This is a genomic window from Roseomonas sp. KE0001 (assembly GCF_016107285.1).
In the GTDB taxonomy this organism is placed as follows: Bacteria; Pseudomonadota; Alphaproteobacteria; order Acetobacterales; family Acetobacteraceae; genus Pseudoroseomonas.
On record NZ_RCVQ01000003.1, the window covers coordinates 520,315 to 542,774 of the forward strand.

Consider the following 22,460-nt stretch of genomic DNA (forward strand, 5'->3'; position numbering starts at 1 on the left):
GCTCACCGGCTGCCTCCGGCCAGGCGCGGACCGCGCGGCTGCAGCGCGGCCAGCTGCTCCGGCAGGCCATGCGCCCAGCCGGTGATATTGCCGGCGCCGAGGCAGATCACGTAGTCGCCCGGCTTGGCGATGGCGTTCACCATCTCCGGCAGGCTGTCGGGGCCGGGCAGGGGGACGACGCTGCGGTGGCCGTGGGCGCGCAGCCCGTCCACCAGCGCATCACGGTCGAAGCCCGGGATCGGCGCCTCGCCGGCGGCATAGACGTCGGCCACGATGACGGTGCCGGCATCGTTCATGCACTGGCAGAAGTCCTCGAACAGCGCCTGCAGGCGGCTGTAGCGGTGCGGCTGCACCACGGCGATGACGTCGCGCGCCCCGGCCTGCCGCGCCGCCTTCAGCACGGCGGCGATCTCGACCGGGTGATGGCCGTAATCGTCGATGATCTGGATGCCGTTGGCCTCGCCGACGCGGGTGAAGCGCCGCTTCACCCCCTTGAAGCCGGCCAGGGCCGAGCGGATGGTGCCCTCATCGATGTCCATCTCCATGCCGACGGCGATGGCGGCCAGCGCGTTCTGCACATTGTGCTGGCCGAGCATCGGCAGGCGCATCGGCTTCAGGCTGCGGCTGCGGCCCGTCGCGCGGTCCTGCACCGTGACCTCGAAGGTGGCGCCCATGCGGTCGGTGATCAGCCGTTCGGCCCGCACATCGGCCTGTGGCGAGAAGCCGTAGGTGATCAGGCGGCGGTCGATCTGCGGGATCATCGCCTGCACGTTTGGGTGGTCGGCGCACAGCACCGCGAAGCCGTAGAAGGGGATGTTGCCGACGAACTGGGCATAGCCCTGCTTCATCGCCTCCTCGGTGCCCCAGTGGTCGAGGTGCTCCGGGTCCATGTTGGTGACCACGGCGGCGACGGCGGGCAGGCGCAGGAAGGAGCCGTCGCTCTCATCCGCCTCCACCACCATCCAGTCGCCCTCGCCGAGGCGGGTGTTGGTGCCGTAGGCGTTGATGATGCCGCCATTGATCACGGTGGGGTCGAGCCTGGCCGCCTCCAGCACGGTCGCGACCAGCGAGGTCGTCGTCGTCTTGCCGTGCGTGCCGCCGATGGCGATGCCCCATTTCAGCCGCATCAGCTCGGCCAGCATCTCGGCCCGGCGCACCACCGGGATCAGCCGCTGGCGCGCCGCCACCACCTCGGGGTTGTCGCGCTTCACCGCCGTCGAGGTGACGACGACCTGGGCGGCGCCCAGATTGGCCACGTCATGCCCGACCATGACCGAGATGCCGGCGGCGCGCAGCCGCTCGACATTGTAGCCCTCGGCGATGTCGCTGCCCTGCACCTGGTAGCCGAGATTGTGCAGCACCTCGGCGATGCCCGACATGCCGATGCCGCCGATGCCGACGAAATGAATGGGACCGATATTGAGCGGCAGGGCGCGCATCACGAAGCATCCTGGGACTGGCGCGCATCCGCGCGGGAGAGAACGAGATCGGCGAGGCGGGCGGCCGCGTCCGGGGCGGCCAGCCGCGCGGCGGCGGCGGCGGCCGCGGCCAGGCCGCCCGGCGCTTCGATCAGCCGCGTCAGCTCGGCGGCCAGCGCCGCGGGCGTGAAGCCCGGCTGCGGCATCACCGTGGCGCCGCCGGCGGCGGCCAGGGCGCGCGCATTGGCGGTCTGGTGGTCGTCGATCGCGTGCGGCAGCGGCACCAGGATGGCGCCGCGCCCGGCGCAGGCGAGCTCCGCGATGGTCGAGGCGCCGGACCGCGCCACCACGAGATGCGCCGTGTCGTAGAGCCGCGCGACATCGCCGAAGAACGGCGCGAGCTCGGCCGGCACGCCCATCTCCTCGTAGGCGGCGCGGACGCGCGGCAGGTCCTCGGTGCGCGTCTGCTGCACCACGGCGAGGCGCGCGCGCAGCGCCGGCGGCAGCAGCGCGACGGCGGCGGGCACGATGTCGGAGAAGACGCGCGCGCCCAGGCTGCCGCCCAGCACCAGCAGCCGCACCGGACCCTGTGGCGGGTGGAACTCCCGCCCGGCCAGCGCGGCCAGGGCCGGGCGCACCGGATTGCCGACCACCGCGGTGCGGGCGCCGCGCGGCACCCGGCTCGTCGCCTCGAAGGACAGGGCCAGCGCGTCGACCCCGGCGGAGAGCAGGCGGTTGGCGCGGCCGAGCACGGCATTCTGCTCGTGCAGGATGGTGGCCGGGCGGCGGGCGCCCCCCAGGCTGCGCGCGGCCAGCAGCGGCGGCACGCAGGGGTAGCCGCCGAAGCCTACGACGGCGCTGGGGCGCAGGCCCTGCAGCAGCCGCCGCGCCTGCACCATGCCGGCCGCCATCGCCACGGCCCCGGCCGCGGCGCGCCGGAGGCCGCGGCCCGCGAGGCCCGCGCCCTTCAGCACGTAGCGCTCGCCCTGCGCGAAGGAGGGGGTGACGTAATCGGCGCTGCGCGCATCGGTCATCAGCGCGATGCGGTGGCCGCGCCGCAGCAACTCCGCCGCCAGCGCCTCGGCGGGGAAGAAGTGTCCGCCGGTTCCGCCGGCGGCGATGACGATGGGAGCGCTCACGCGCCCTCCGCCATGCGGGCGATGCGCCGCCGCGTCAGGGCCAGCAGCATGCCCATGCCGGCGGCCACCGCGACGACGGAGGAGCCGCCGTAGGAGATGAAGGGCAGGGTCATGCCCTTGGTCGGGATCAGGTGCAGCGCCGAGCCCATGTTGATGAAGGCCTGCAGGCCGAACTGCGTCAGCAGCCCGGTGGCGGCCAGGATGATGAACATGTCCTTCTCGCCCAGCAGCCGCAGCAGGCCGCGCAGCACGATGAAGCCGAAGACGCCGAGGATCAGCAGCAGGATGACCAGGCCGAACTCCTCGCCGGCGACGGCATAGACGAAGTCGGCATGCGCGTCGGGCAGCAGGCCCTTGAGCCGGCCCTCGCCGGGGCCGACGCCGAGCAGCCCGCCATGACCGAAAGCCTCCATGGCGATGGTCACCTGGTAGGTGTCGCCCGAGGCGGGATCGAGGAAGCGGTCGATGCGTGACTGGAAGTGCGGCAGGGTGAAATAGGCGGCGATGGCGCCCAGCACGCCGGCCACGCCGCAGACGCCCACCAGCATCATGTTGATGCCGACGATGAAGAGCTGCGCGCAGAACACCGAGGCGACGACCAGCAGCATGCCGATGTCCGGCTGCTTGGCCAGCACCGCCACCACCATCAGGAACATCACGATGGCGGCCGCCGGCGCCCAGCGTCCCAGCGTCCTGGCCTCGGCCAGCAGCCAGGCGGCGACCACGGCGAAGCAGGGCTTCAGGAACTCGGAGGGCTGGATGGTCATGCCGGGAAGATGGATCCAGCGCCGCGCGCCCTTGATCTCGACGCCGATCGACAGCGTCGCGGCGGTCAGCAGCAGCGCGCCCAGGAAGCCCAGCAGCGCCACGCGCCGCACCTGCTTCACCGACATGAGCGAGATGGCGACCATGACGCCGGTGGCGGCGGCCAGGAAGAAGACCTGCTTCAGGATGAAGATGTCGCGCGAGGAGGCGCCGATGCGCTGCGCCACGCCCGGGCTCGCCGCCAGCAGCATGACATAGCCGAAGCCTACCAGCATCAGCAGGGCCGCGAGCGTCCAGCGGTCCACCGTCCACCACCAGCGCCCGACGACGGAGGTATCGGCACGGGAGAGGGCCATCACACGGTCTCCGGCAAGGCGGCGACGAGGGCGCGGAAGGCGTCGCCCCGCGCGTCGAAGCCGCTGAACTGATCGAAACTGGCGCAGGCCGGCGAGAGCAGCACCACGCCGGCGCCGAGCGCGCGCGCGGCGGCCAGCGCCGCCGGCACCGCCGCCTCCAGCGTGCCGGCGATCTCCACCGGCACGCCGGCGGCGGAGAGGGTGGCGGCGAAGTCCGCCGCGCTCTGGCCGATCAGCAGGGCGCGGGCGATACGCGGGAAACACGGCGCCAGGCTGTCGATGCCGCCCGCCTTCGGCACGCCGCCGGCGATCCAGACGACGCGGTCGTAGCTGGCCAGGGCCCGCTCCGCGCTGTCGGCATTGGTCGCCTTGCTGTCGTTGATGAAGACGACGCCGTCGCGCGCGCCGACGCGCTCCTGCCGGTGCGGCAGGCCGGGAAAGCTGGCGAGGCCGGCGGCGAGGCCCTCGCGCGGCAGGCCGAGGGCGAGCGCCGTGGCGGCGGCGGCGGCGGCATTCTGCGCGTTGTGGCGGCCGGGCAGGGCGGCGGCCTCGTCGAGATCGGCCAGGATGCCGCCGTCGTCGCGCAGCAGGCGACCCTCGGCCCAGACGCCGCCCGGCTGCGGCGTGCCGCCCGAGACGGGGATCACGCGCGCGGCGGTGGCGTGGGCGAAGCGCGGGCCGCTGGCATCGTCCATGCCGATCACCGCGGCATCGCCCTCGCCCTGGCGGTTGAAGATGCGCGCCTTGGCGGCCGCGTAGCCCTCCATGCCGCCATGGCGGTCGAGATGGTCGGGCGTCAGGTTCAGCTGCACGGCCACGTCGAAGCGCAGCGTCTCGACGCGCTCCAGCATGTAGCTCGACATCTCCAGCACGTAGGTGCCGTCCCCCGGCAGCAGCGGCAGGCCGAGGGCGGCCGGGCCGAGATTGCCACCCACGGCCGAGATCCGCCCGGCCTGCCGCAGCAGGTGGTGGATCAGCGCGGTGGTGGTGGACTTTCCGTTGGTGCCGGTGATGCCGACAAGGCGCGCCGTGCTGCCCGCGGTGCGCAGGGCGCGATGGAGCAGCTCGGCGTCGCAGAGCACGGGCACGCCGGCGGCCGCGGCCGCCGCGGCGGCGGGATGCGCCCGCGGCAGGCGGTGCGGGATGCCGGGCGAGAGCAGCAGCGCGTCGAAGGGAAAGCCCGGCCGTGCGGCGGGGTCGCCCACGGGCAGGCCCTCGGCCTCGGCCGCCGCGCGGCCGGCCGGCTGGTCGTCCCAGCACAGCAGCCCGGCGCCCCAGCCCCGCAGCCGCAGCGCCGCCGGCAGGCCGGCGCGGCCGAGCCCGACCACGGCGATGCGCTGCCCGGCGAAGGGCGCGAAATCCGTGCGTTCGGCGAGGGCGAGGGGCGCGGTCATCAGCGGATCTTCAGCGTGCTGAGGCCGACGAGGGCCAGGATCATGGCGATGATCCAGAAGCGGATGACGATGGTCGGCTCGGCCCAGCCCTTCTTCTCGAAGTGGTGGTGCAGGGGCGCCATCAGGAAGACGCGGCGGCCGGTGCGCTTGTACCAGAAGACCTGGATGATGACCGAGACCGTCTCCACCACGAACAGGCCGCCGACGATGGCCAGCACGATCTCGTGCTTCGTCGCCACCGCCACCGCGCCGAGCGCGCCGCCGAGGGCGAGGCTGCCGGTGTCGCCCATGAAGACCTTGGCCGGCGGGGCGTTGAACCACAGGAAGCCGAGGCCGGCGCCGATCAGCGCCGAGCAGAACACCGCCAGCTCGGAGGTGCCGGGAACGCCGTTGAGCTGCAGGTAGTCGGCGAAGACGCGGTTGCCGACGAGATAGGCGATGAGCGCGAAGACGGCGGCGGCCAGCATCACCGGCACGGTGGCCAGCCCGTCCAGCCCGTCGGTCAGGTTCACCGCGTTGGAGGCACCCATCATCACCAGCATCGCCAGCACGGGGAAGAAGATGCCGAAGTTGATCATGGCCTCCTTGAAGAAGGGCATGGTCAGGTGCGTCGACAGCTCGGCCGGCATCAGCAGGGTGATCCAGATGGCGGTGAGCAGGCCGACGCCCGCCTGCACCACCAGCTTCATCCGGCCCGAGACGCCCTTGGTGTTGCGCTTGGTGACCTTCAGCCAGTCGTCCCAGAAGCCCAGCAGGCCATAGCCCAGCGTGACCAGCAGCACCGCCCAGACCAGGCCGTTGCGCAGATCGGCCCAGAGCAGGGTGGAGGAGACCAGGCCGAGCAGGATCAGCACGCCGCCCATGGTGGGCGTGCCCTTCTTGGTCAGCAGATGGCCCTCCGGCCCGTCGGTGCGGATCGGCTGGCCGCCGTTCTGGAAGCTGCGCAGCCAGCCGATCACCCAGGGCCCCAGGAACAGGCAGATGAACAGCGCCGTCATGCAGGCCGCGCCGGCCCGGAAGGTGACGTAGCGAAACAGGTTGAAGAGGATGAGCCCGTCCCCGAGGGGGGACAGGAGATTGAAAATCATGAATGCGCCCCTTCGCGCGCTTCCCCGCGCGCGGATGTCAGGGCCTTCACGACCGCCGCCATGCGGCTGCCGAGGGACCCCTTCACCAGAATGACATCGCCCGGACGCACGGCCCCCACGACCAGCGGGGCCAGTTCTTCGCTGCTCTCCCGATGCGCGCCGCGCCGGCAGGCCGGCAGGGCGTCGTACAGGCCGCGCATCAGTGCACCGCAGCAAAATACCAGATCGGCGGCGGCCAGAACATCCGGCAGCAGGGATGCGTGCAATGCGGGTCCGTGCTCGCCCAGCTCCCGCATGTCGCCCAGCACGGCGATGCGCCGCCCCGCCTGGGCGGCCAGCACGCCGAGCCCGGCGCGCATGGCCGGCGGCTGGCCGTTGTAGCTGTCGTCGATCAGCAGGGCGGTGCCGCCGGCCAGGACCAGGGTGGCGCGGCCACCACGTCCGGCGCCGGGGCGGAAGCCCGCCAGCGCCGCCAGGAAGTCGGCCGGATCGGCGCCGAGCGCCGCCGCCGTGGCCAGCGCGGCCAGGGCGTTGAGGGCGAGGTGGCGGCCGGGGGCGGCGAGCGGGAGGTGGTGGCGGGTGCCGCGGAAGGCGATCGCGGCCTCGCCCGATTCGGCGCCGCCGTGATAGTCGAGCAGCCGCGCCTCGGCCGCCGCATCCAGACCGAAGCCGGTCACGGCGAGGCCCGCGCGGGCGGCGCGCCGGGCCAGCAGCGGGTACATCGCGGAATCGCGCGGCAGGACGACCGGCGCGCCGGGCGCCAGCCCTTCCATGATATCGGCCTTCTCCTCGGCGATCTCCTCGAGGGAGCCGAGATGGCCGATATGCGCCGCCTCCACCGTGGTGATCGCCGCCACATGCGGCCGCGCCAGCCGGGCGAGGGGGGCGATCTCGCCCCGGTGGTTCATGCCGATCTCGATGACGCCGTAGGCCGCCCCGCGCGGCATGCGCGCCAGGGTCAGCGGCACGCCCCACTGGTTGTTGTAGCTGGCGACGGCGGCATGGGTCGGCGCCAGGGCGGAGAGGCCGTGGCGCAGCATCTCCTTGGTCGTCGTCTTGCCGACGCTGCCGGTGATGGCGGCGATGCGGGCCTGGCTGCGCGCGCGGCCGGCGGCGCCGAGGGCGGTGAGGCCGGCCAGCGTCTCGCGCACGCGAAGCAGCGGCGCGCCCGCCGCCACGCCCGGCGGATCCCGGTCCACCATGGCGCCGGCGGCGCCGCGCGCCAGCGCATCGGCCACGAAGTCGTGCCCGTCCCGCGCGTCGCGCAGCGCGACGAAAAGCTCGCCCGGGCCGGCCGCGCGACTGTCGATGCCGATGCCGCGGATGTCGAGCCCGTCGGGCGCCGTCCCGCCGGTCGCCTCGCGCAGCTCGCCAGAGGTCCAGAGCGGGCTCATGCGCCGCCGCCGGCGAGGCGGCGCACCGTCCCGGCATCGTCGAAGGGCAGGGTCTCGGTGCCGATGGTCTGGCCGGATTCGTGCCCCTTGCCGGCGATGGCCAGCACATCCCCCGGCCCCAGCGCGGCCAGGCCGGCGGCGATGGCGGCGGCGCGGTCGCCGATCTCGGTCACCTCGGCCTCGCCCGTCATGCCGGCGCGCACGGCGGCGCGGATCGCCGCCGGGTCCTCGGTGCGCGGATTGTCATCGGTCAGGATGGCGTGGTCGGCCAGCCGGGCGCAGACCGCGCCCATCAGCGGCCGCTTGCCCGGGTCGCGGTCGCCGCCGGCGCCGAAGACCACGTGCAACCGGCCAAGCGCATGCGGACGCAGCGCGGTGAGCAGCCGCTCCAGCGCGTCCGGCGTATGGGCGTAGTCGACATAGACGGCGGCGCCGTGGGACAGCCGCGCCGCCAGCTCCATCCGCCCGCGCACGCCGACGAGGCGCGGCAGCAGGGCGAGCACCCGGTCGGCCGGCAGGCCGCAGGCGACGGCCAGGCCGGCGGCGAGCATCACGTTGTCGGCCTGGAAGCGGCCGGGCAGCGCCAGGATCAGATCGGCGCGGCGGCCGAAGGCGTCCAGCGCGATCTCCTGCCCCTCGGGGCGCGGCGCGTGGCGCAGCAGGCGGATCTGCTCGCCGGCCTCGCCCACGGTGTGGAACTTCAGGTGCCGCCGCCGGGCGATGCGGCGCAGCGCCTCCAGCAGCTCAGGCGCCATGTCGGCATTGGCGACCGCGTGGTCGCCCTGGTCCAGCAGGGTGTCGAAGAGGCGCAGCTTGGCCGCGGCATAGGCGGCCATGTCGCCGTGATAGTCGAGATGGTCCCGCGTCAGGTTGCTGAAGCCGGCGGCGGTCAGCATCAGCCCGTCCAGCCGCCGCTGCTCCAGCCCGTGCGAGGAGGCCTCGAGCGCGGCGTGCTGCACGCCGGCGCGGGCCAGCCCGGCCAGGGTCTGGTGCAGCACCACCGGATCGGGCGTGGTCAGCGACGGCGTCTCGGGAAAGCCGGGCGCGCGCAGGCCGAGCGTGCCGAGCGAGGCCGCCTTGCTGCCGGCCAGGGTCCAGATCTGTCGCAGGAAATCGACCGTGCTGGTCTTGCCGTTGGTGCCGGTGACGGCGACGACCTTCGCCGGCTGCTGGCCGAAGAAGCTTGCGGCCAGGCGGGCCAGGGCGCGCCGCGGGTCGGCCACCGCCAGCAGCGGCCGCGGCGGCACCCCGGCGGGCCATTCGGTTCCCTCCGGCGCCAGCACCGCGCCGGCGCCACGGGCCACCGCCTCCTCGATGAAGGCACGGCCATCGGCCCGCGCGCCGGGCAGGGCGGCGAAGAGATAGCCGGGGCGGACGGCGCGGCTGTCGGCGGTCAGGCCGAGGATCTCGGCATTGCCGCCGGGCCAGCCCTGGGTGGATGCCGGAACCGCCTGCCGCATCAGGTCACCGAGCCGCAAGGCCCGCTCCCTGGTTGGAGGTGAGGCGCAGCGGCACAGGCGGCGGCAGCGCCCCCGGCGCGGCGCGGCCGGGCAGGGTCGGCATCGGCACGGCGCGCGGCAGCACGGGCGGCGCGGCGTCATCGCGCGGCGTGGCGGCGGGGCGGGGCGCCGCCGCGCGGGGCGGCTCGGCGGCGCGGCTGGCGGCCGGGGTGGCGGCGCCGGCCGCCACCGAGGCGCGCGGCCGACCCGGCTGCAGCGGGATGGAGGTGGCGGCGACGATCTGGGGATTGCCCGGATCCTCGGGCACCAGGCCGAGGATCGGCGCGATGCGCGCGATCACCGAGCCCGCCGCCGGCGCCGCCACCCAGCCGGCGGTGGCGTAGCCGTAGCTCTTGGCGTTCGGCTTCGGCTCGTCGACCATGACATAGAGCGCGTAGCGCGGCGCGTTCATCGGGAAGGCGCCGACGAAGGCGGCGATGCGCTTGTTCATCAGGTAGCCGCCGCGCGGGCCGGTCTTCTGCGCCGTGCCCGTCTTGCCGCCGACGAAATAGCCCGCGACATCGGCGTTCTTGCCCGAGCCGTCGGTGACGACCAGGCGCATCAGCCGGCGCATCGTCTCGCTGGTGCGCTCGCCGATCAGCCGCACGCCCTCGCGCTGCGCGCCGGGCGGCTGCGCCAGCAGCGTCGGCTGGCGCAGGATGCCGCCATTGGCGATCGCCGAGACACCGGTCACCACATGCAGCGGCGTCACGCTGATGCCGTGGCCGAAGGCGATGGTGAACATGTTGATGTCGCGCCAGCTGTTGGCCGGCGGGGCGAGCGGCAGCGCGGCCTCGGGCAGCTCGATCTGCTGCCGCGCCAACATGCCGGCGGCCTTCATGAACTCGCGCTGGCGCTGCGGACCGAAGGTCTGCGCCATGTGCGCGGCGCCGAGGTTGGACGAATAGGCCAGGACCTCAGGGAAGGTGATCCAGCGGTTCTTGCCCTTGTAGTCACTGATGGTGAAGCGGCCGAAGCGGATCGGGCGCGAGGCGTCGAAGCTCGAGGTGTTGACGTTGGCGGTGCCGTATTCGAGGGCGGCGGCGGCGGTCAGCAGCTTGAAGGTCGAGCCCGGCTCGTAGACGCCGACGGTGACGCGGTTGAAACGCTCGTCGGGTGTCGCGCCGCCGATGTCGCCGGCATCGTAGTCCGGCAGGCTGACCATCGAGATCACCTCGCCGGTGTTGATGTCGAGCACCACCCCCGCGCCGCCGATGCCGTTGAAGTCGGCGATGGCCTTGCTCACCGCGTCGCGCAGCGCGAGCTGCACGCGCACGTCGATCGACAGCCGCAGCGGCGTCTCGCGGTCGGTGGAGAGGCGCTCGTCGAAGCGCCGCTCGATGCCGGAGACGCCCTTGCCATCGACATCGACATTGCCGAGCACGTGCACGGCGGCGCGGCCCTGCGGATAGTAGCGGCGCTCCGCCTCCTCGAAGTCGAGCCCGGCGATGCCGAGGTTGATGACGCCCTGCTGCTCGCGCGGGGTCAGGGCGCGGGAGATGTAGACGAAGCCGCGGTCGCCGGAGAGCCGCTCGATCAGGCGCTCGCGTTCCAGCTGCGGCATCACCGTGCGCAGGCGGTCGGCCACTTCGGTCGGATTGTGGATGACGCGCGGATTGGCGATCAGCGCCGTGACGGGGAGGGAGATGGCCAGCATCTCGCCGTTGCGGTCGGTGATCGGCGCGCGGCTCGCGACATGCAGCGAGGGCGGCTGCAGGGCGCGCACGGCGGCGTTCAGCCGCTTCGGCTCGGCCGGGGCGATCACGGTGGACCAGGTGGCCTTCATCGCCACCGCGAGGAAGAGCGCGCCGAAGCCCAGCGCCGCCACCACCAGCCGCCCGCGACTCCGCTCCAGCTGGGCCCGGCGCTGCAGGTCCGGGCCGGTGACGCGCACGGTCACGCCGGGCAGCGACTCCTCATGCGGCGCCGGCCCGTCGCCGGTGGCGGACAGGACCGGGCGGCGCAGTGGCGGGGAATCGGGCGAGGGCGGCTGGATGGGCATCATGGCGGCCTACTGCCAGGTGCCGGGGCGAACGGGGACCGGCGCGGCCATCGGCACCGGCGGGGCCAGGCTGCTGCCGCCGACCATGCCGAGCGAGGAACCGCCCGGCGCGGCATTGCCGGGTGCGGCGACGGCGCGGGCGGCGGAGACATGGGCGGCGGTCCGCAGCAGGTCGGGGCGCGGCGCCGGGCGGGTGTCGGCGACCAGCGGGCCGCGCGGGACGGCGCGGACGGCCGGCGCCGCCACGACGGCCGCCGGGGCCTCGCGGGCGCTGTCCACCGCCGGCACCGGGCGGCGCGGCGCCGGCGCGGCGCGGGCGGCGGCGAGCTGGCTGGCGGCGTGCGGCGCCTCCCGGACGGTCTCCACGGCGCGGGGCGCGGGACGCGGGGCGGGCTCGGCGGCGCGGCTGTCCTGCGGCCGGGACTCGGCACGGGCCGGGCGGGCCTCCGGCATCCGCGCCGCCGCGGCGGCGACGGTGATCGGCGCCGGGCGCGGCGCCTCGGCCAGGGCGGGGGCCTCCGCCGGCGGCTCGGGCGGCACCGGCAGCGCCGCCTCGGCGAGGGCGGTCTCCGGCGCCGGCCCGAACAGGCTCACCGGGCCGGCGAAGGCCACGGCCACCGGCAGGCGGCGCTCCAGCTCGGTCATGCGGACGAACTGGGACGGCGTCATGGTGTCCAGCGCCAGATGCTTCTGCGCCACCTGGCGCAGCCGCTCCGGCTGGTTCAGCAGGGCCCATTCGGCGCGCAGCACCTGGCTGCGCTCGCGCGCCGCCTCGATGCGCCTGCTGACGTCACGCAGCTCGCGGTCGAGCTGCGCCGCCGCCTCCTCCGCGCGGTAGACGTGCCAGCCCACGGCGCTGAAGGCGAGGATGGCAACCACGGTCAGGGGGCGGAACATCAGGCCTCCTCCAGCTTCTCGAGAGCCCGCAGGCGGGCGGAACGGGCGCGCGGATTAGCCGAGACCTCGGCTTCCCCGGGACGCAGGGCATTGTTGGTGACGAGCCGGAACTCCGGCCGGCGCCCGGCCGCCAGCATGGCGGAGGGCGCATGGCGCGAAGCGCCTGGGGCGCGGCCCGCGGCGCTCTGCATGAAACGCTTGACGATGCGGTCCTCCAGCGAGTGGAAGGCCACCACCACCAGCCGCCCGCCGGGCGCGAGCAGCCTGGCGGCGGCGGCGAGGCCACGCTCCACCTCGCCCAGCTCGTCGTTCACCTTCAGCCGCAGCGCCTGGAAGGAGCGCGTCGCGCTGTCGATCCCGGAGGGATCGCGCGGCATCACCGAATGGATGATGCGCACCAGCTGGCCGGTGGTCTCGATCGGCGATTCGCGGCGGGCGGCCAGGATGGCGCGGGCGATGCGGCGGGAATGCCGCTCCTCGCCGAGCTGCCAGAGGATGTCGGCCAGCTCCGCCTCGGGCAGGCGGTTCACCAGATCGGCCGCCGAGGGGCCGCTCTTCTCCATCCGCATGTCGAGCGGGCCGTCGCCGCGGAAGGAGAAGCCGCGCTCCGCCTGGTCGAGCTGGAAGGAGGAGACGCCGAGGTCGAGCACCACGCCGTCGAGCGCCGCCACGCCGTGGCCGGCCATCAGCTCCAGCATGTCGCCGAAGCGGCCCTCGACCAGCTTCAGCCGCTCGGGGAAGGCGGCGAGCAGGCTGGCGCCACGGGCGATGGCGTCCGGGTCGCGGTCGATGGCGTAGAGGGTGCAGGCGGCGCGCTCCAGGATGGCGCGCGCGTAGCCGCCGCCGCCGAAGGTGCCGTCGAGGTAGGTGGCGCCGTCGCGCGGGGCGAGGCTGTCCAGGACCTCGGTCAGCATCACCGGACGATGCCCGCTCATGCCGTGCCCTCCGGCGCGCGCGGGCCGCGCGGCGGCAGGGTCAGGCCGCGCTCGCGCGCCTGGAGTCGGCTCTGGGCGACACGCTGCTTCGCGCCTTCCGGCTCCCAGATCTCGAAGATGCGGCCGCGGCCCATGAAGACGATGTTCTCCTGCAGGCCGGCGAAGGCGATGAGGTGTTCGGGCAGCATGATCCGGCCATCGGCGTCGGGGCGAAGCGGGCATGCCTCGGCATAGAGCGCGGCGGAGAGGTCGTCCTGGTCCTCGGAGAAGACATCGAAGCCTTCCAGCCGGTCCGCCAGCTCGTCGAAGACGGTGGCCGGCCAGCCCTCCAGGCAGCTGTGCTGGTGCGACGGGCGGAGGATCAGGTCCTCGCTCTGCAGCTGGGTCAGGACGGCACGAAACGGCGCCGGGACGGAGACCCGTCCCTTCTTGTCCAGCCGATTCGTGTGCATCCCCATGAAGCGGGTCATGAAGCCGCCCTGTCCCCCTGCGGCGGTAAGCCTGACCGGCCGGGGAAGCGGCTGGCGGGGCCCCCCGACCCCGCCAGCTACCCGACCATCCCCTTCATCGGCCCCTCGCCCCCCCGAGCTCCGAGCCGTTCATGGGATAATCTGGATTATCATGGGTTAACTCTGGGCAGCAAGCTTAAAACCCGCGTCGGTGCTTGTATAAAATTACGGAAAACATGCGCTTAGACGGCGCAGCGCCGAATCGACGTGAATCGGTAAATAAACGTGATGGGTGGGAGTCAAGAGCGTCAGACGGCCTGTAAGCCGGGTTCTGTCCAGAGCCTGGCGCAAGCCTGACCCTGGGGCGACCATTCCTCTGGGACATGCCTCGCGGCATGCCTCTCGCGGCCAACCCGGGTGGCGGGGCGGGAATGCCCCTGCGGCCGAGACCCTCGCGGATCTCCCGCCGGCCACCCCTATTCGGCCTTGCTCCCGGTGGGGTTTACCCTGCCGCCCCTGTTGCCAGGGGCGCGGTGCGCTCTTACCGCACCGTTTCACCCTTGCCGGGGCGGCAAGCCGGCCCGGCGGTTTGATTTCTGTGGCACTGTCCCTGGGGTCGCCCCCGCCGGCCGTTGACCGGCACCGTATTCCCGTGGAGCCCGGACTTTCCTCCAGCCCCGGAACCTGTCCGGGACCAGCGGCCGCCCGGCCGTCTGACGCGGTGTGCATGTGCGCCGGGGCCCGGCGGGTGTCAATGCGCCCGGTGCCCCGCGCCCGCCGGTGGAACGCTTTTCTGGAATAAGGTGTATTATTGCTACGCTTCTACCCGCGACAGCCGCGAATGCCTGGAAGCTATATATTATAAGGTGTGGCGTTGCCGGGTTCTTCCATCAGGGCGGCAAGCGATTCCAGGCGACGCAGCGTTCCGCTGCCGGCCCGGCCATCCACCCCTTCCGGGTACCAGTGGCGCTGGAAGGCGGTGAGCGCCAGGTGCGGCGCGGCGGGATCGACGGCATAGCCGATCCGCCGCAGCAGCGTGGCGGCCGCCACCAGGTCCTCGCCGCTTCCATCCCCGGTGTCATCCCCGGCCGCATCGGGCCACAGGCCGATGCCATTGGCCGCCAGGCCGCGCCAGTCGAACAGCTCGCCGGGGTCCTGCTTGCGGTCCGGCGCGATGTCGCTGTGCGCCACCACGTGTCCGGGCGGGATCGGATGCCGGGACAGGATGTCGAGGCAAAGCTCGGCCACGGCCGCCATCTGCAGCGCGGGGAAGGGCCGATAGCCCCATTCATGGCCCGGATTGACGATCTCGATGCCGATGCTGGTGGCGTTCAGCAGGCTGCGGCCGCGCCAGAAGGACAGGCCGGCATGCCAGGCGCGGCGCGATTCGGGCACCAGGCGCCAGATCGCGCCATCCTCCTCCACCAGATAGTGGCAGGAGACGCGCGGCAGCGGGGCCGGGGGTGCCGGGTCGCAGAGGCGGTCCAGCGCCGCGCGGCCCGTCGGCATGCCGGTGTAGTGCAGCACCAGCATATCGACCGGCGCGCCACCGGGCCGCTCGTCGTGGTTGGGGCTGGGCCGGTCGCGGCAGGGCAGGGCGGTCTCCGCCGCCTGCCTCACAAGCCGCGTTCCCGCTTCACCTTGTCCCAGGCGGCATTGATCTCGGCCACGCGCTGGGAGGCCTGCCGCACCCCCTCGGCCGGGACGCCGCGCGCCGCCAGGCTGTCCGGGTGGTGCTCCTGCATCAGCCGGCGCCAGGCGAGGCGCACCTCCCGGTCGCTCGCCGTGGCGGAGACGCCGAGCACGGCATAGGCGTCGGTGACCGGGGGCGGCGCCAGGGTGGACCGGTCGTAGCCGGTGCGGAAGCTGCCGGCGGCATCGTTCAGCCGGAAGGACTGGCGCACGCGGGCGAGGAAGATCGCCTCCCCCCGCGTCATCGGCCCATCGGCGCGGGCGATATGGTGCAGCGCGGTCAGCACTTCCTCGAGCACGGTCGGGTTGTCGGCGAAGACCTCGCCGAGCCGCCGGGCGAAGGGCTCGTAGCCGCCGGCCTCGTCGCGTGCCTTGTCGAAGAGCAGGCCGACCTGCCGCTGGTTCTCGGGCGGGATGCGGAAGACGCGCTTGAAGGCGTCGATCTCCTCCCGCTTCACCGGCCCGTCGGCCTTGGCCAGCTTGGCGGAGAGCACGATGACGCTGACCGAGAAGATCTGGTCGCGGTTGGTCAGGCGGGACAGGGATTCCGGGCGGGCATCCAGCTCGTCCCGCGTGCCCTCGTCCGCGGCATGGCCGAGCGCCGCGCCGACGACGGCGCCGAACGGCCCGCCCATGGCGAAGCCGGTCATGCCGCCGAGGATCTTCCCCCACAAACTCAAGACTGGTCTGCCTCCATGCCCTGTCCTTCCCCTACCATGCGTCGGGCGAGGCTGCCATGCCATGTGGTGGCGAACGGGGTGGTGGCGAACGGGCTTGCATGCGCGGCGGGACGGCGGCACAGGACAGGCGGAAACGGGCGGGTGGGCGGCGCGGGCGTCGATGCGCTGGCCGCCGGGAAGGAGCAGGGATGAGCGGAGCGGGCTGGGAGTTCTGGATCGACCGGGGCGGCACCTTCACCGACATCGTGGCGCGCGATCCGGCGGGGCGGCTCTCCACCCGCAAGCTGCTTTCGGAGAATCCGGGCCGCTACCGCGACGCCGCCGTGGCCGGCATCCGCGCCTGCCTGGGCCTCGAGGAAGGCCAGCCGGTGCCGCCCGGCACCGTCGCCGCCGTCCGGATGGGCACCACCGTCGCCACCAACGCCCTGCTGGAGCGCAAGGGCGAGCGGGTCCTGCTGCTGGTCAATCGCGGCTTCGCCGACGCGCTCCGCATCGGCAACCAGGCCCGGCCGCGCCTGTTCGACCTCGACATCCGCCTGCCCGAGCTGCTGCATGAGCGCGCGGTCGAGGTCGGCGGCCGCATCGCCGCCGACGGCCAGGAGATCGAGGCGCTCGACGAGGCGGCCGCGCGCGCCGCGCTGGAGGCGGGCCTCGCGGAGGGCTTCCGGGCCGTCGCCATCGTGCTGATGCATGCCTGGACCAACCCGGAGCACGAGCTGCGCCTGGGCGCGATGGCGCGCGGGATGGGCTATACGCAGGTCAGCCTGAGCCACCAGGCCTCGCCGCTGCCGCGCATCGTGCCGCGCGGCGACACCACCGTGGTCGATGCCTACCTCTCTCCCATCCTGCGCCGCTACGTGGAGCAGGTGGCCGGGCAGCTTCCCGGCGTGCCGCTCTACTTCATGCAATCCTCCGGCGGGCTGATCCTGGCCGAGCGGTTCCAGGGCAAGGACGCCATCCTCTCCGGCCCGGCGGGCGGCATCGTCGGCGCCGCCCGCACCGCCGGCATGGCTGGCTTCGACCGGATCATCGGCTTCGACATGGGCGGCACCTCGACCGATGTCGCCCTCTATGCCGGGCAGTTCGAGCGCGCCTTCGAGACGGTGGTGGCCGGCGTCCGGATGCGGGCGCCGATGATGGCGATCAACACGGTGGCGGCCGGTGGTGGCTCGATCCTGGCCTTCGACGGCGCCCGGCTGCGCGTCGGCCCGGAGAGCGCCGGCGCCGTGCCGGGCCCGGCCTGCTACCGCCGCGGCGGGCCGCTGACCGTGACCGACGCCAATGTCATGACCGGCAAGATCCAGCCGGCGCATTTCCCGCCGATCTTCGGGCCGGAGGGGAATGCGCCGCTGGATGCCGCGGTGGTGCGCGAGAAGTTCGTGGCCCTGGCGCGCGAGATCGCCGCCGCCACCGGCCAGCCGGAGCAGGACCCGCGCGCGGTGGCCGAGGGCTTCCTGCGCATCGCCGTCGCCAACATGGCGCAGGCCATCAAGCAGGTCTCGATCCAGAAGGGGCATGACGCCGCCCGCCATGTCCTGACCTGCTTCGGCGGCGCCGGCGGCCAGCACGCCTGCCTGGTGGCCGACGCGCTGGGCATGGACACGGTCTTCCTCCACCCCTTCGCCGGCGTGCTCTCGGCCTATGGCATGGGCCTCGCCGACCAGAGCGTGATCGAGGAGGCGGCGGTCGAGGCGCCGCTCTCGCCCGAGGGCATGGCGGATCTGGTCGCCACGGCGGAGGCGCTGGGCGGGAAGGGCCGTGCCGCCCTGGCGGCGCAGGGCGCCGATCCCGCGCGGCTGCGCTCCGAGCCGCGCCTGCACCTGCGCTATGCCGGCACCGACAGCTTCCTGCCCGTTCCCCTCGATGACCACGAGACGGTGCTGGAGGCCTTCACGGAGGCGCATCGCCGCCGCTTCGGCTTCGCCACCCCGGAGCGGCCGGTGCTGGTCGAGGCCTGCGTGGTGGAAAGCATCGCGCCGGGCGAGGCGATCGACGAGCCGGCCCTGCCGCCGCGCGCGGCGGGCCGGGGGCCGGCGCCGATCGACACGATCAGCCTCTTCACCGCTGGCGCCGAGCAGGCCGCGCCGGTCTTCGACCGCGAGGCGCTGCGCGCCGGGGACCGCCTGCCGGGCCCGGCGCTGATCCGCGAGAGCACCGCGACCACGGTGGTCGAGCCCGGCTGGACGGCCGAGGTGACGGCGGCCAACCACATGATCCTGCGCCGCTCCGAGGCGCGGGCGGCGGCCGGCGCCGCGCCGGCGGAGGGCGAGGCGGCGCGGCCGGACCCGGTGCTGCTGGAGCTGTTCAACAACCTGTTCATGAGCATCGCCGAGCAGACCGGCACGGTGCTGCAGAACACCTCGCTCAGCGTCAACATCAAGGAACGGCTCGACTTCTCCTGCGCCATCTTCGACGCGCAGGGCCGGCTGGTGGCCAATGCGCCGCATGTGCCCGTGCATCTGGGCGCCATGGGCGAGAGCGTGCGCACCGTCATCCGCAGCCGCGGCCGGACGCTGAAGCCGGGCGACGTGGTGGCGCTGAACAATCCCTCCAACGGCGGCAACCACCTGCCGGACATCACCGTCATCACCCCCGTCTTCGACGAGGCGGGACGGGAGATCCTGTTCTTCACCGGCTCGCGCGGGCATCACGCCGATATCGGCGGGCTGACCCCCGGCTCGACGCCGCCGCAATCCCGCACCCTGGAGGAGGAGGGCGTCGTCATCGACGACTTCCTGCTGGTCGATGGCGGGCATTTCCGCGAGGCCGAGTTCCGCGCCCTGCTGGGCGGCGCGAGGTATCCCGCCCGCAGCCCGGATGTGAACGTGGCGGATGTGAAGGCCCAGGTCGCCGCCAACGAGACCGGCGCGCAGGAGATGCGCCGCGCCGTCCGCGCCTTCGGGCTGGAGACGGTGCGGGCCTATATGCGCCACGTCATGGACAATGCCGAGGCCAGCGTCCGCGCCGCCATCGACCGTCTGTCCGATGGCGCGTTCCACTACACCATGGACGACGGCAGGCCGCTGCATATCGCGGTGCGGGTGAACCGGGCCGAGCGGTCCGCCGTCATCGACTTCACCGGCACCGGCGAGCAGAGCCCCGGCAACTTCAACGCGCCGCCGCAGGTGCTGCATTCCGTGGTGCTGTACTGCTTCCGCTGTCTCGCGGGCGGCGACATCCCGCTGAACGACGGCTGCCTGGTGCCGCTCACCATCGTCCTGCCGGAGGGCACCTTCCTCTCGCCGCGCCCCGGCGCCGCCGTGGTCGCCGGCAATACCGAGGTGTCGCAGGCCGTCTGCAACGCCCTGCTGGCGGCGCTGGATGCCTGCGCCTCCGCCCAGGCGACGATGAACAACCTGCTCTTCGGCGACGACACCTACCAGTACTACGAGACGGTCTGCGGCGGCGTCGGCGCCGGCCCGGGCTTCGACGGCGCCTCGGCGGTGCAGACGCACATGACCAACACGCGCATGACCGACCCCGAGATCCTGGAACTGCGCTACCCCGTCCGGCTGGAGGAGTTCTCGATCCGGCGCGGCTCGGGCGGCGCCGGGCAATGGCGGGGCGGCGACGGCGCGCGGCGGCGCATCCGCTTCCTGCGGCCGATGCAGGCCATCATCGTCGCCTCGCGGCGCGAGGTGCCGCCGCACGGGCTGCACGGCGGTGCCGATGGCGCGCCCGGCCGGCAATGGGTGGAGCGGGTCGATGGCAGCATCGAGCCGCTCGGCGGCCGTGACAGCGCCGAGCTGGTGGCGGGCGAGGTGCTCGGCCTGGAGACGCCGGGCGGTGGCGGCTGGGGACGGCCCGCCCCCTGATGCGACAATGGCCCCGCCTTCGCCGGACCGGCTGGATCGCCCTCGCGTTGCTGCCCCTGCTGGTGCTGGCCGCCGCCTGGTTCGGCCCGCGCCTGACCAACTGGGACCAGCACCGCGACCGGCTGGCCATCCTGGCGGCCGGGCGGCTGGGCCAGCCGGTGGCGCTGGCGGGGCCGGTCAGCCTGACCCTGCTGCCGCAGCCGATGCTGGAGGCCGGCGGCGTGACGGTGGGCGGGCCGGACGCGCAGATCTCGGTCACCGCGCGCGCGCTGCGCCTGCGGCTCGACTGGCTGGCCCTGCTCGGCCTGCGGCTGGAGCCGCGCGAGGTCGCGCTGGTCGGCGCCGAGATCCGCCTGCCCTGGCCGCCGGCGCCGGGCCAGGCCTTCCGCCCGCCACCCTGGCTGACCGAGCTGCAGGGCCGCATCCAGGATTCCCGCGTCATGCTGGGCGGCATCACGCTGGAGCAGGTGCAGGCCAGCCTGGTCGCCGCCGGCCCGTCCGACGCGCTCGGCCTGCGCGGGCATTTCCGCTTCCGCCAGACCGAGTTCGACTTCGAGACGGTACTCGGCCGCGCCGGGCCGGACGGGGTGGCGCCGCTGAACCTGACGCTCAGCGGCGCCAAGGCCTCGCTGTCCGCCAGCGGCGTGCTGCTGCCGGAGGGCGGCTTCGAAGGGGTGGCGCAGGGGGGCGGCAGCGACCTCGCCGCCCTGCTGCCCGCGCCCCCCGGCAGCTTCCGCCTGCGCGGCCGGCTCAGCCTGACCGCCGAGCTGCTCACCGCCGACGAGCTCAACCTCGACATCGGCGGCAGCCCGGCGCGCGGCGCGGCGACACTGCGCCTGGCGCCCTCGCCACGCCTCGATCTCGCCCTGGCGACCGGGCGGGTCGACCTCGACCCCTGGATCGCGGCCCTGCGGAGCGCCGGGCCGCTGCCGCTGCCCTTCGGCGTCGATCTGTCGGCCGAGGCTGCCAGCTACCGCGGCCTGACCCTGCGTCGCCTGCGGGGCGCCGCCCTGCTGGAGAACGACCGGCTGACGCTGCGCGATGTCGGCGCCCTGCTGCCCGGCGACACCGAGGTGTCGCTGAACGGCGCCACCACCACGCGGCCGGGCCCCGGGCGCCCGGCGCGGCTGGAGGGGTGGCTGCGGTTCCAGGGCACCGCCCTGCGCACCACGCTGCTGGCGCTCGGCCTGCCGCTGGAGGGGACCGACCCGGCCCGCCTGCGCGAGGGGGAGGGCCAGCTGAAGCTGCTGCTCGACGAGGCGCAGCTGGCGGTCTCCGATTTCACCGGGACGCTGGATGGCGGCCGGGTGTCCGGGGCGGGCGTCTGGCGCTTCGGCGGCCGCCCGGCGCTCGGCCTCGGACTGACCTTCGAGGATCTGCGGCTGGACGGCTGGTGGCCGGAGGGCGCCGGCTGGGCCGGCGCGCGTCAGCGGCTCGCCGCGATCGACCTCAACCTGCGCCTCAACGCCGAGCATGCCCGCTACGGCGCCCTGGTGCTGGAGGGGCTCAGCGCCGACGCCTCGCTGGAGAACGGCCGGCTGACGGCGCGGCGCATCGGCGCCCGGATGGCGGAAAGCGACCTGGCGCTCTCCGGCGTGGTCCAGCTTGGCGAGGCGCCCCGCTTCACCGATCTGGCCTTCGAGGTCACCGCGCCGCGCGCCGCGCCGTTGATGGCGCTGCTGCCCGGCCCGTGGCCCGACGGGGTGGCGCTGGGCCAGGGCGCGCTGGCGCTCCGCCTCGCTGCCAGCGGGGCCTTCGAGGCGCTGGCCGTGCGGGGCAACCTGGAACTCGGCGACCTGCGGGGCGAGGTGAATGGTACGCTGGACCTCCGCCAGCCGCGCTATGCCGGCGCGCTCACCCTGCGCCATCCGGGCGCGCCGCGCCTGCTCGAGGAGATGGGCCTGTCCGCCCCCGCCTGGCTGGGCCAGGGCTCCTTCTCGCTGATCGCCAATCTCGCCGCCGCGCCGCGGGAGCTGCGGGCCGAAGGCCTCGACGTCGTCGCGGCCGGGCTGCGCCTCGGTGGCCAGCTGGGGCTCGACCTGGCGGCGCTGCGACCCCTGCTGACCGGCCGCCTGGCCGCCGAGCGCCTGCCGCTGCCCGATCCCGACTGGCGCTCGCGCGAGCCGCTGCCGCTCGAGATGCTGGGATGGCTGGATGCCGAGCTGGCCCTCTCGGCGCAAAGGCTGGAGCCCGCCACGCTGCCGCCGCTGGAACAGGCCTCGGCCCGGCTGCTGCTGCGCGACCGCGTGCTGCGGCTCGAGGAGATGCAGGCGCTGCTGACCGGCGGCCGGCTGGCCGGGGCGCTGGAGCTGAACGCCGCCGCGATGCCCCGGGCGCTGGACCTGCGGCTGGACGTCTCCGACCTGGCGCTGACCGGACCGCTCACCGGCCTGCCCATCGATCTCACGGCCGGGCAGATGGAGGCCGGGCTGCGGCTCCACGCCACCGGCCACAGCCCGGCGGCGATGCTGGCGACCTTGTCGGGGGAGGGGCAGGTGGCGGTGCGCGATGGCGTCCTCCGCGGCGCCGACCTGCGGGCCGCGGCGATGGCGGCCGAGCTTCCGGCGCTGGATCAGGCCGAGGCGGGCCTCCGGGCCGCGCTGCTCGGCGGCGCCACCGCCTTCGAGGCGCTGGAGGCCGGGGTACGGCTGGAAGCCGGCCGCATCCTTCTGCAGGATGGCCGGCTGGCGGTGGGCGATGCCGCCGAGGCGGTGCCGGGCGGAGCCGCGCTGGCGGCGACCCTGTCGGGCGAGTTCGATCCGGCGCGCGGCGGCATGGAACTGCTGCTGGCCACCCGGCCGGCCGATCCGCCGGGTGGATCCCCGGGCGGGCCAGGCTTCGGCCTGCGGCTGACCGGTCCGCTGAACCAGTTGCGGCGCGTGCCGGAACTGGCCGACTGGCTGCGCTGGCGCGCCACGCGCTGAGCCCCGGCCTTCG

General features: G+C 74.0%; 15 protein-coding genes and 1 other RNA gene. 2 read left to right on the forward strand and 14 right to left on the reverse strand.

Annotation, left to right across the window (positions count from 1 at the left end):
- Positions 1-2 precede the first annotated feature (2 nt).
- The 14 genes from murC to D9598_RS09060 all read right to left on the reverse strand — a co-directional run bounded on the left by murC (position 3) and on the right by D9598_RS09060 (position 15,708).
- Positions 3-1,439 (reverse strand): UDP-N-acetylmuramate--L-alanine ligase, encoded by a 1,437-nt coding sequence (gene murC, locus D9598_RS08995; RefSeq protein ID WP_198366102.1) that lies wholly within the window; start codon positions 1,437-1,439, stop codon positions 3-5.
- Entirely contained in the window at positions 1,439-2,557 is a 1,119-nt protein-coding gene (gene murG, locus D9598_RS09000) for an undecaprenyldiphospho-muramoylpentapeptide beta-N-acetylglucosaminyltransferase (protein ID WP_198366103.1), read from the reverse strand. Before murG ends, murC begins: the two co-directional genes overlap by 1 nt.
- The gene (locus tag D9598_RS09005) at positions 2,554-3,678 is read right to left on the reverse strand and encodes an FtsW/RodA/SpoVE family cell cycle protein (protein ID WP_198366104.1); all 1,125 of its coding nucleotides are present in this window, start codon (positions 3,676-3,678) and stop codon (positions 2,554-2,556) included. Before D9598_RS09005 ends, murG begins: the two co-directional genes overlap by 4 nt.
- The gene (gene murD, locus D9598_RS09010) at positions 3,678-5,072 is read right to left on the reverse strand and encodes a UDP-N-acetylmuramoyl-L-alanine--D-glutamate ligase (protein WP_198366105.1); all 1,395 of its coding nucleotides are present in this window, start codon (positions 5,070-5,072) and stop codon (positions 3,678-3,680) included. Before murD ends, D9598_RS09005 begins: the two co-directional genes overlap by 1 nt.
- On the reverse strand, positions 5,072-6,160 hold the full coding sequence (mraY, locus tag D9598_RS09015) for a phospho-N-acetylmuramoyl-pentapeptide-transferase (protein ID WP_198366106.1): 1,089 nt from the start codon (positions 6,158-6,160) through the stop codon (positions 5,072-5,074). Before mraY ends, murD begins: the two co-directional genes overlap by 1 nt.
- Positions 6,157-7,554 carry a UDP-N-acetylmuramoyl-tripeptide--D-alanyl-D-alanine ligase gene (murF, locus tag D9598_RS09020; RefSeq protein WP_198366107.1) on the reverse strand — a complete coding sequence of 466 codons (1,398 nt, stop codon included), beginning with the start codon at positions 7,552-7,554 and terminating at the stop codon, positions 6,157-6,159. Before murF ends, mraY begins: the two co-directional genes overlap by 4 nt.
- On the reverse strand, positions 7,551-9,014 hold the full coding sequence (locus D9598_RS09025; protein ID WP_198366201.1) for a UDP-N-acetylmuramoyl-L-alanyl-D-glutamate--2,6-diaminopimelate ligase: 1,464 nt from the start codon (positions 9,012-9,014) through the stop codon (positions 7,551-7,553). Before D9598_RS09025 ends, murF begins: the two co-directional genes overlap by 4 nt.
- Positions 9,015-9,018: 4 nt before the next feature.
- Positions 9,019-11,058 carry a penicillin-binding protein 2 gene (locus tag D9598_RS09030; RefSeq protein ID WP_232477035.1) on the reverse strand — a complete coding sequence of 680 codons (2,040 nt, stop codon included), beginning with the start codon at positions 11,056-11,058 and terminating at the stop codon, positions 9,019-9,021.
- A 6-nt stretch (positions 11,059-11,064) separates the two neighbouring features.
- Positions 11,065-11,952 (reverse strand): hypothetical protein, encoded by an 888-nt coding sequence (locus D9598_RS09035; protein ID WP_198366108.1) that lies wholly within the window; start codon positions 11,950-11,952, stop codon positions 11,065-11,067.
- Entirely contained in the window at positions 11,952-12,887 is a 936-nt protein-coding gene (rsmH, locus tag D9598_RS09040) for a 16S rRNA (cytosine(1402)-N(4))-methyltransferase RsmH (RefSeq protein ID WP_198366109.1), read from the reverse strand. Before rsmH ends, D9598_RS09035 begins: the two co-directional genes overlap by 1 nt.
- Complete coding sequence (gene mraZ / locus D9598_RS09045; protein ID WP_198366110.1) at positions 12,884-13,357, reverse strand: division/cell wall cluster transcriptional repressor MraZ; 474 nt, start codon at positions 13,355-13,357, stop codon at positions 12,884-12,886. The genes rsmH and mraZ overlap by 4 nt, the downstream gene beginning before the upstream one ends.
- A 283-nt stretch (positions 13,358-13,640) precedes the next feature.
- Positions 13,641-14,053, reverse strand: an RNA gene (rnpB, locus tag D9598_RS09050) — RNase P RNA component class A.
- Positions 14,054-14,188: 135 nt separating this feature from the next.
- Entirely contained in the window at positions 14,189-14,956 is a 768-nt protein-coding gene (locus D9598_RS09055; RefSeq protein WP_370591973.1) for an N-acetylmuramoyl-L-alanine amidase, read from the reverse strand.
- Positions 14,953-15,708: a TerB family tellurite resistance protein gene (locus tag D9598_RS09060; protein WP_198366111.1), complete on the reverse strand. Its 756-nt coding sequence runs from the start codon at positions 15,706-15,708 to the stop codon at positions 14,953-14,955. The genes D9598_RS09055 and D9598_RS09060 overlap by 4 nt, the downstream gene beginning before the upstream one ends.
- A gap of 188 nt (positions 15,709-15,896) precedes the next feature.
- On the opposite strand from D9598_RS09060, the gene D9598_RS09065 reads away from it, so the two are divergent.
- Both D9598_RS09065 and D9598_RS09070 read left to right on the forward strand, forming a co-directional pair.
- Positions 15,897-19,523 carry a hydantoinase B/oxoprolinase family protein gene (locus tag D9598_RS09065; protein WP_198366112.1) on the forward strand — a complete coding sequence of 1,209 codons (3,627 nt, stop codon included), beginning with the start codon at positions 15,897-15,899 and terminating at the stop codon, positions 19,521-19,523.
- Positions 19,523-22,447, forward strand: coding sequence for an AsmA-like C-terminal region-containing protein (locus tag D9598_RS09070; protein WP_198366113.1), 2,925 nt, complete (start codon positions 19,523-19,525; stop codon positions 22,445-22,447). Before D9598_RS09065 ends, D9598_RS09070 begins: the two co-directional genes overlap by 1 nt.
- Positions 22,448-22,460 lie beyond the last annotated feature (13 nt).

What these genes read in the sequence shown, in the direction of transcription:
- D9598_RS09025 (WP_198366201.1), bottom strand. Translation starts at nt 9,014, where the DNA reads ATGCGGCAGGCGGTTCCGGCATCCACCCAGGGCTGGCCCGGCGGCAAT.
- D9598_RS09065 (WP_198366112.1), top strand. Translation starts at nt 15,897, where the DNA reads ATGAGCGGAGCGGGCTGGGAGTTCTGGATCGACCGGGGCGGCACCTTC.
- D9598_RS09030 (WP_232477035.1), bottom strand. Translation starts at nt 11,058, where the DNA reads ATGATGCCCATCCAGCCGCCCTCGCCCGATTCCCCGCCACTGCGCCGC.
- murD (WP_198366105.1), bottom strand. Translation starts at nt 5,072, where the DNA reads ATGACCGCGCCCCTCGCCCTCGCCGAACGCACGGATTTCGCGCCCTTC.
- murF (WP_198366107.1), bottom strand. Translation starts at nt 7,554, where the DNA reads ATGAGCCCGCTCTGGACCTCTGGCGAGCTGCGCGAGGCGACCGGCGGG.
- mraY (WP_198366106.1), bottom strand. Translation starts at nt 6,160, where the DNA reads ATGATTTTCAATCTCCTGTCCCCCCTCGGGGACGGGCTCATCCTCTTC.
- D9598_RS09005 (WP_198366104.1), bottom strand. Translation starts at nt 3,678, where the DNA reads ATGGCCCTCTCCCGTGCCGATACCTCCGTCGTCGGGCGCTGGTGGTGG.
- D9598_RS09035 (WP_198366108.1), bottom strand. Translation starts at nt 11,952, where the DNA reads ATGTTCCGCCCCCTGACCGTGGTTGCCATCCTCGCCTTCAGCGCCGTG.
- rsmH (WP_198366109.1), bottom strand. Translation starts at nt 12,887, where the DNA reads ATGAGCGGGCATCGTCCGGTGATGCTGACCGAGGTCCTGGACAGCCTC.
- D9598_RS09070 (WP_198366113.1), top strand. Translation starts at nt 19,523, where the DNA reads ATGCGACAATGGCCCCGCCTTCGCCGGACCGGCTGGATCGCCCTCGCG.
- murC (WP_198366102.1), bottom strand. Translation starts at nt 1,439, where the DNA reads ATGCGCGCCCTGCCGCTCAATATCGGTCCCATTCATTTCGTCGGCATC.
- mraZ (WP_198366110.1), bottom strand. Translation starts at nt 13,357, where the DNA reads ATGACCCGCTTCATGGGGATGCACACGAATCGGCTGGACAAGAAGGGA.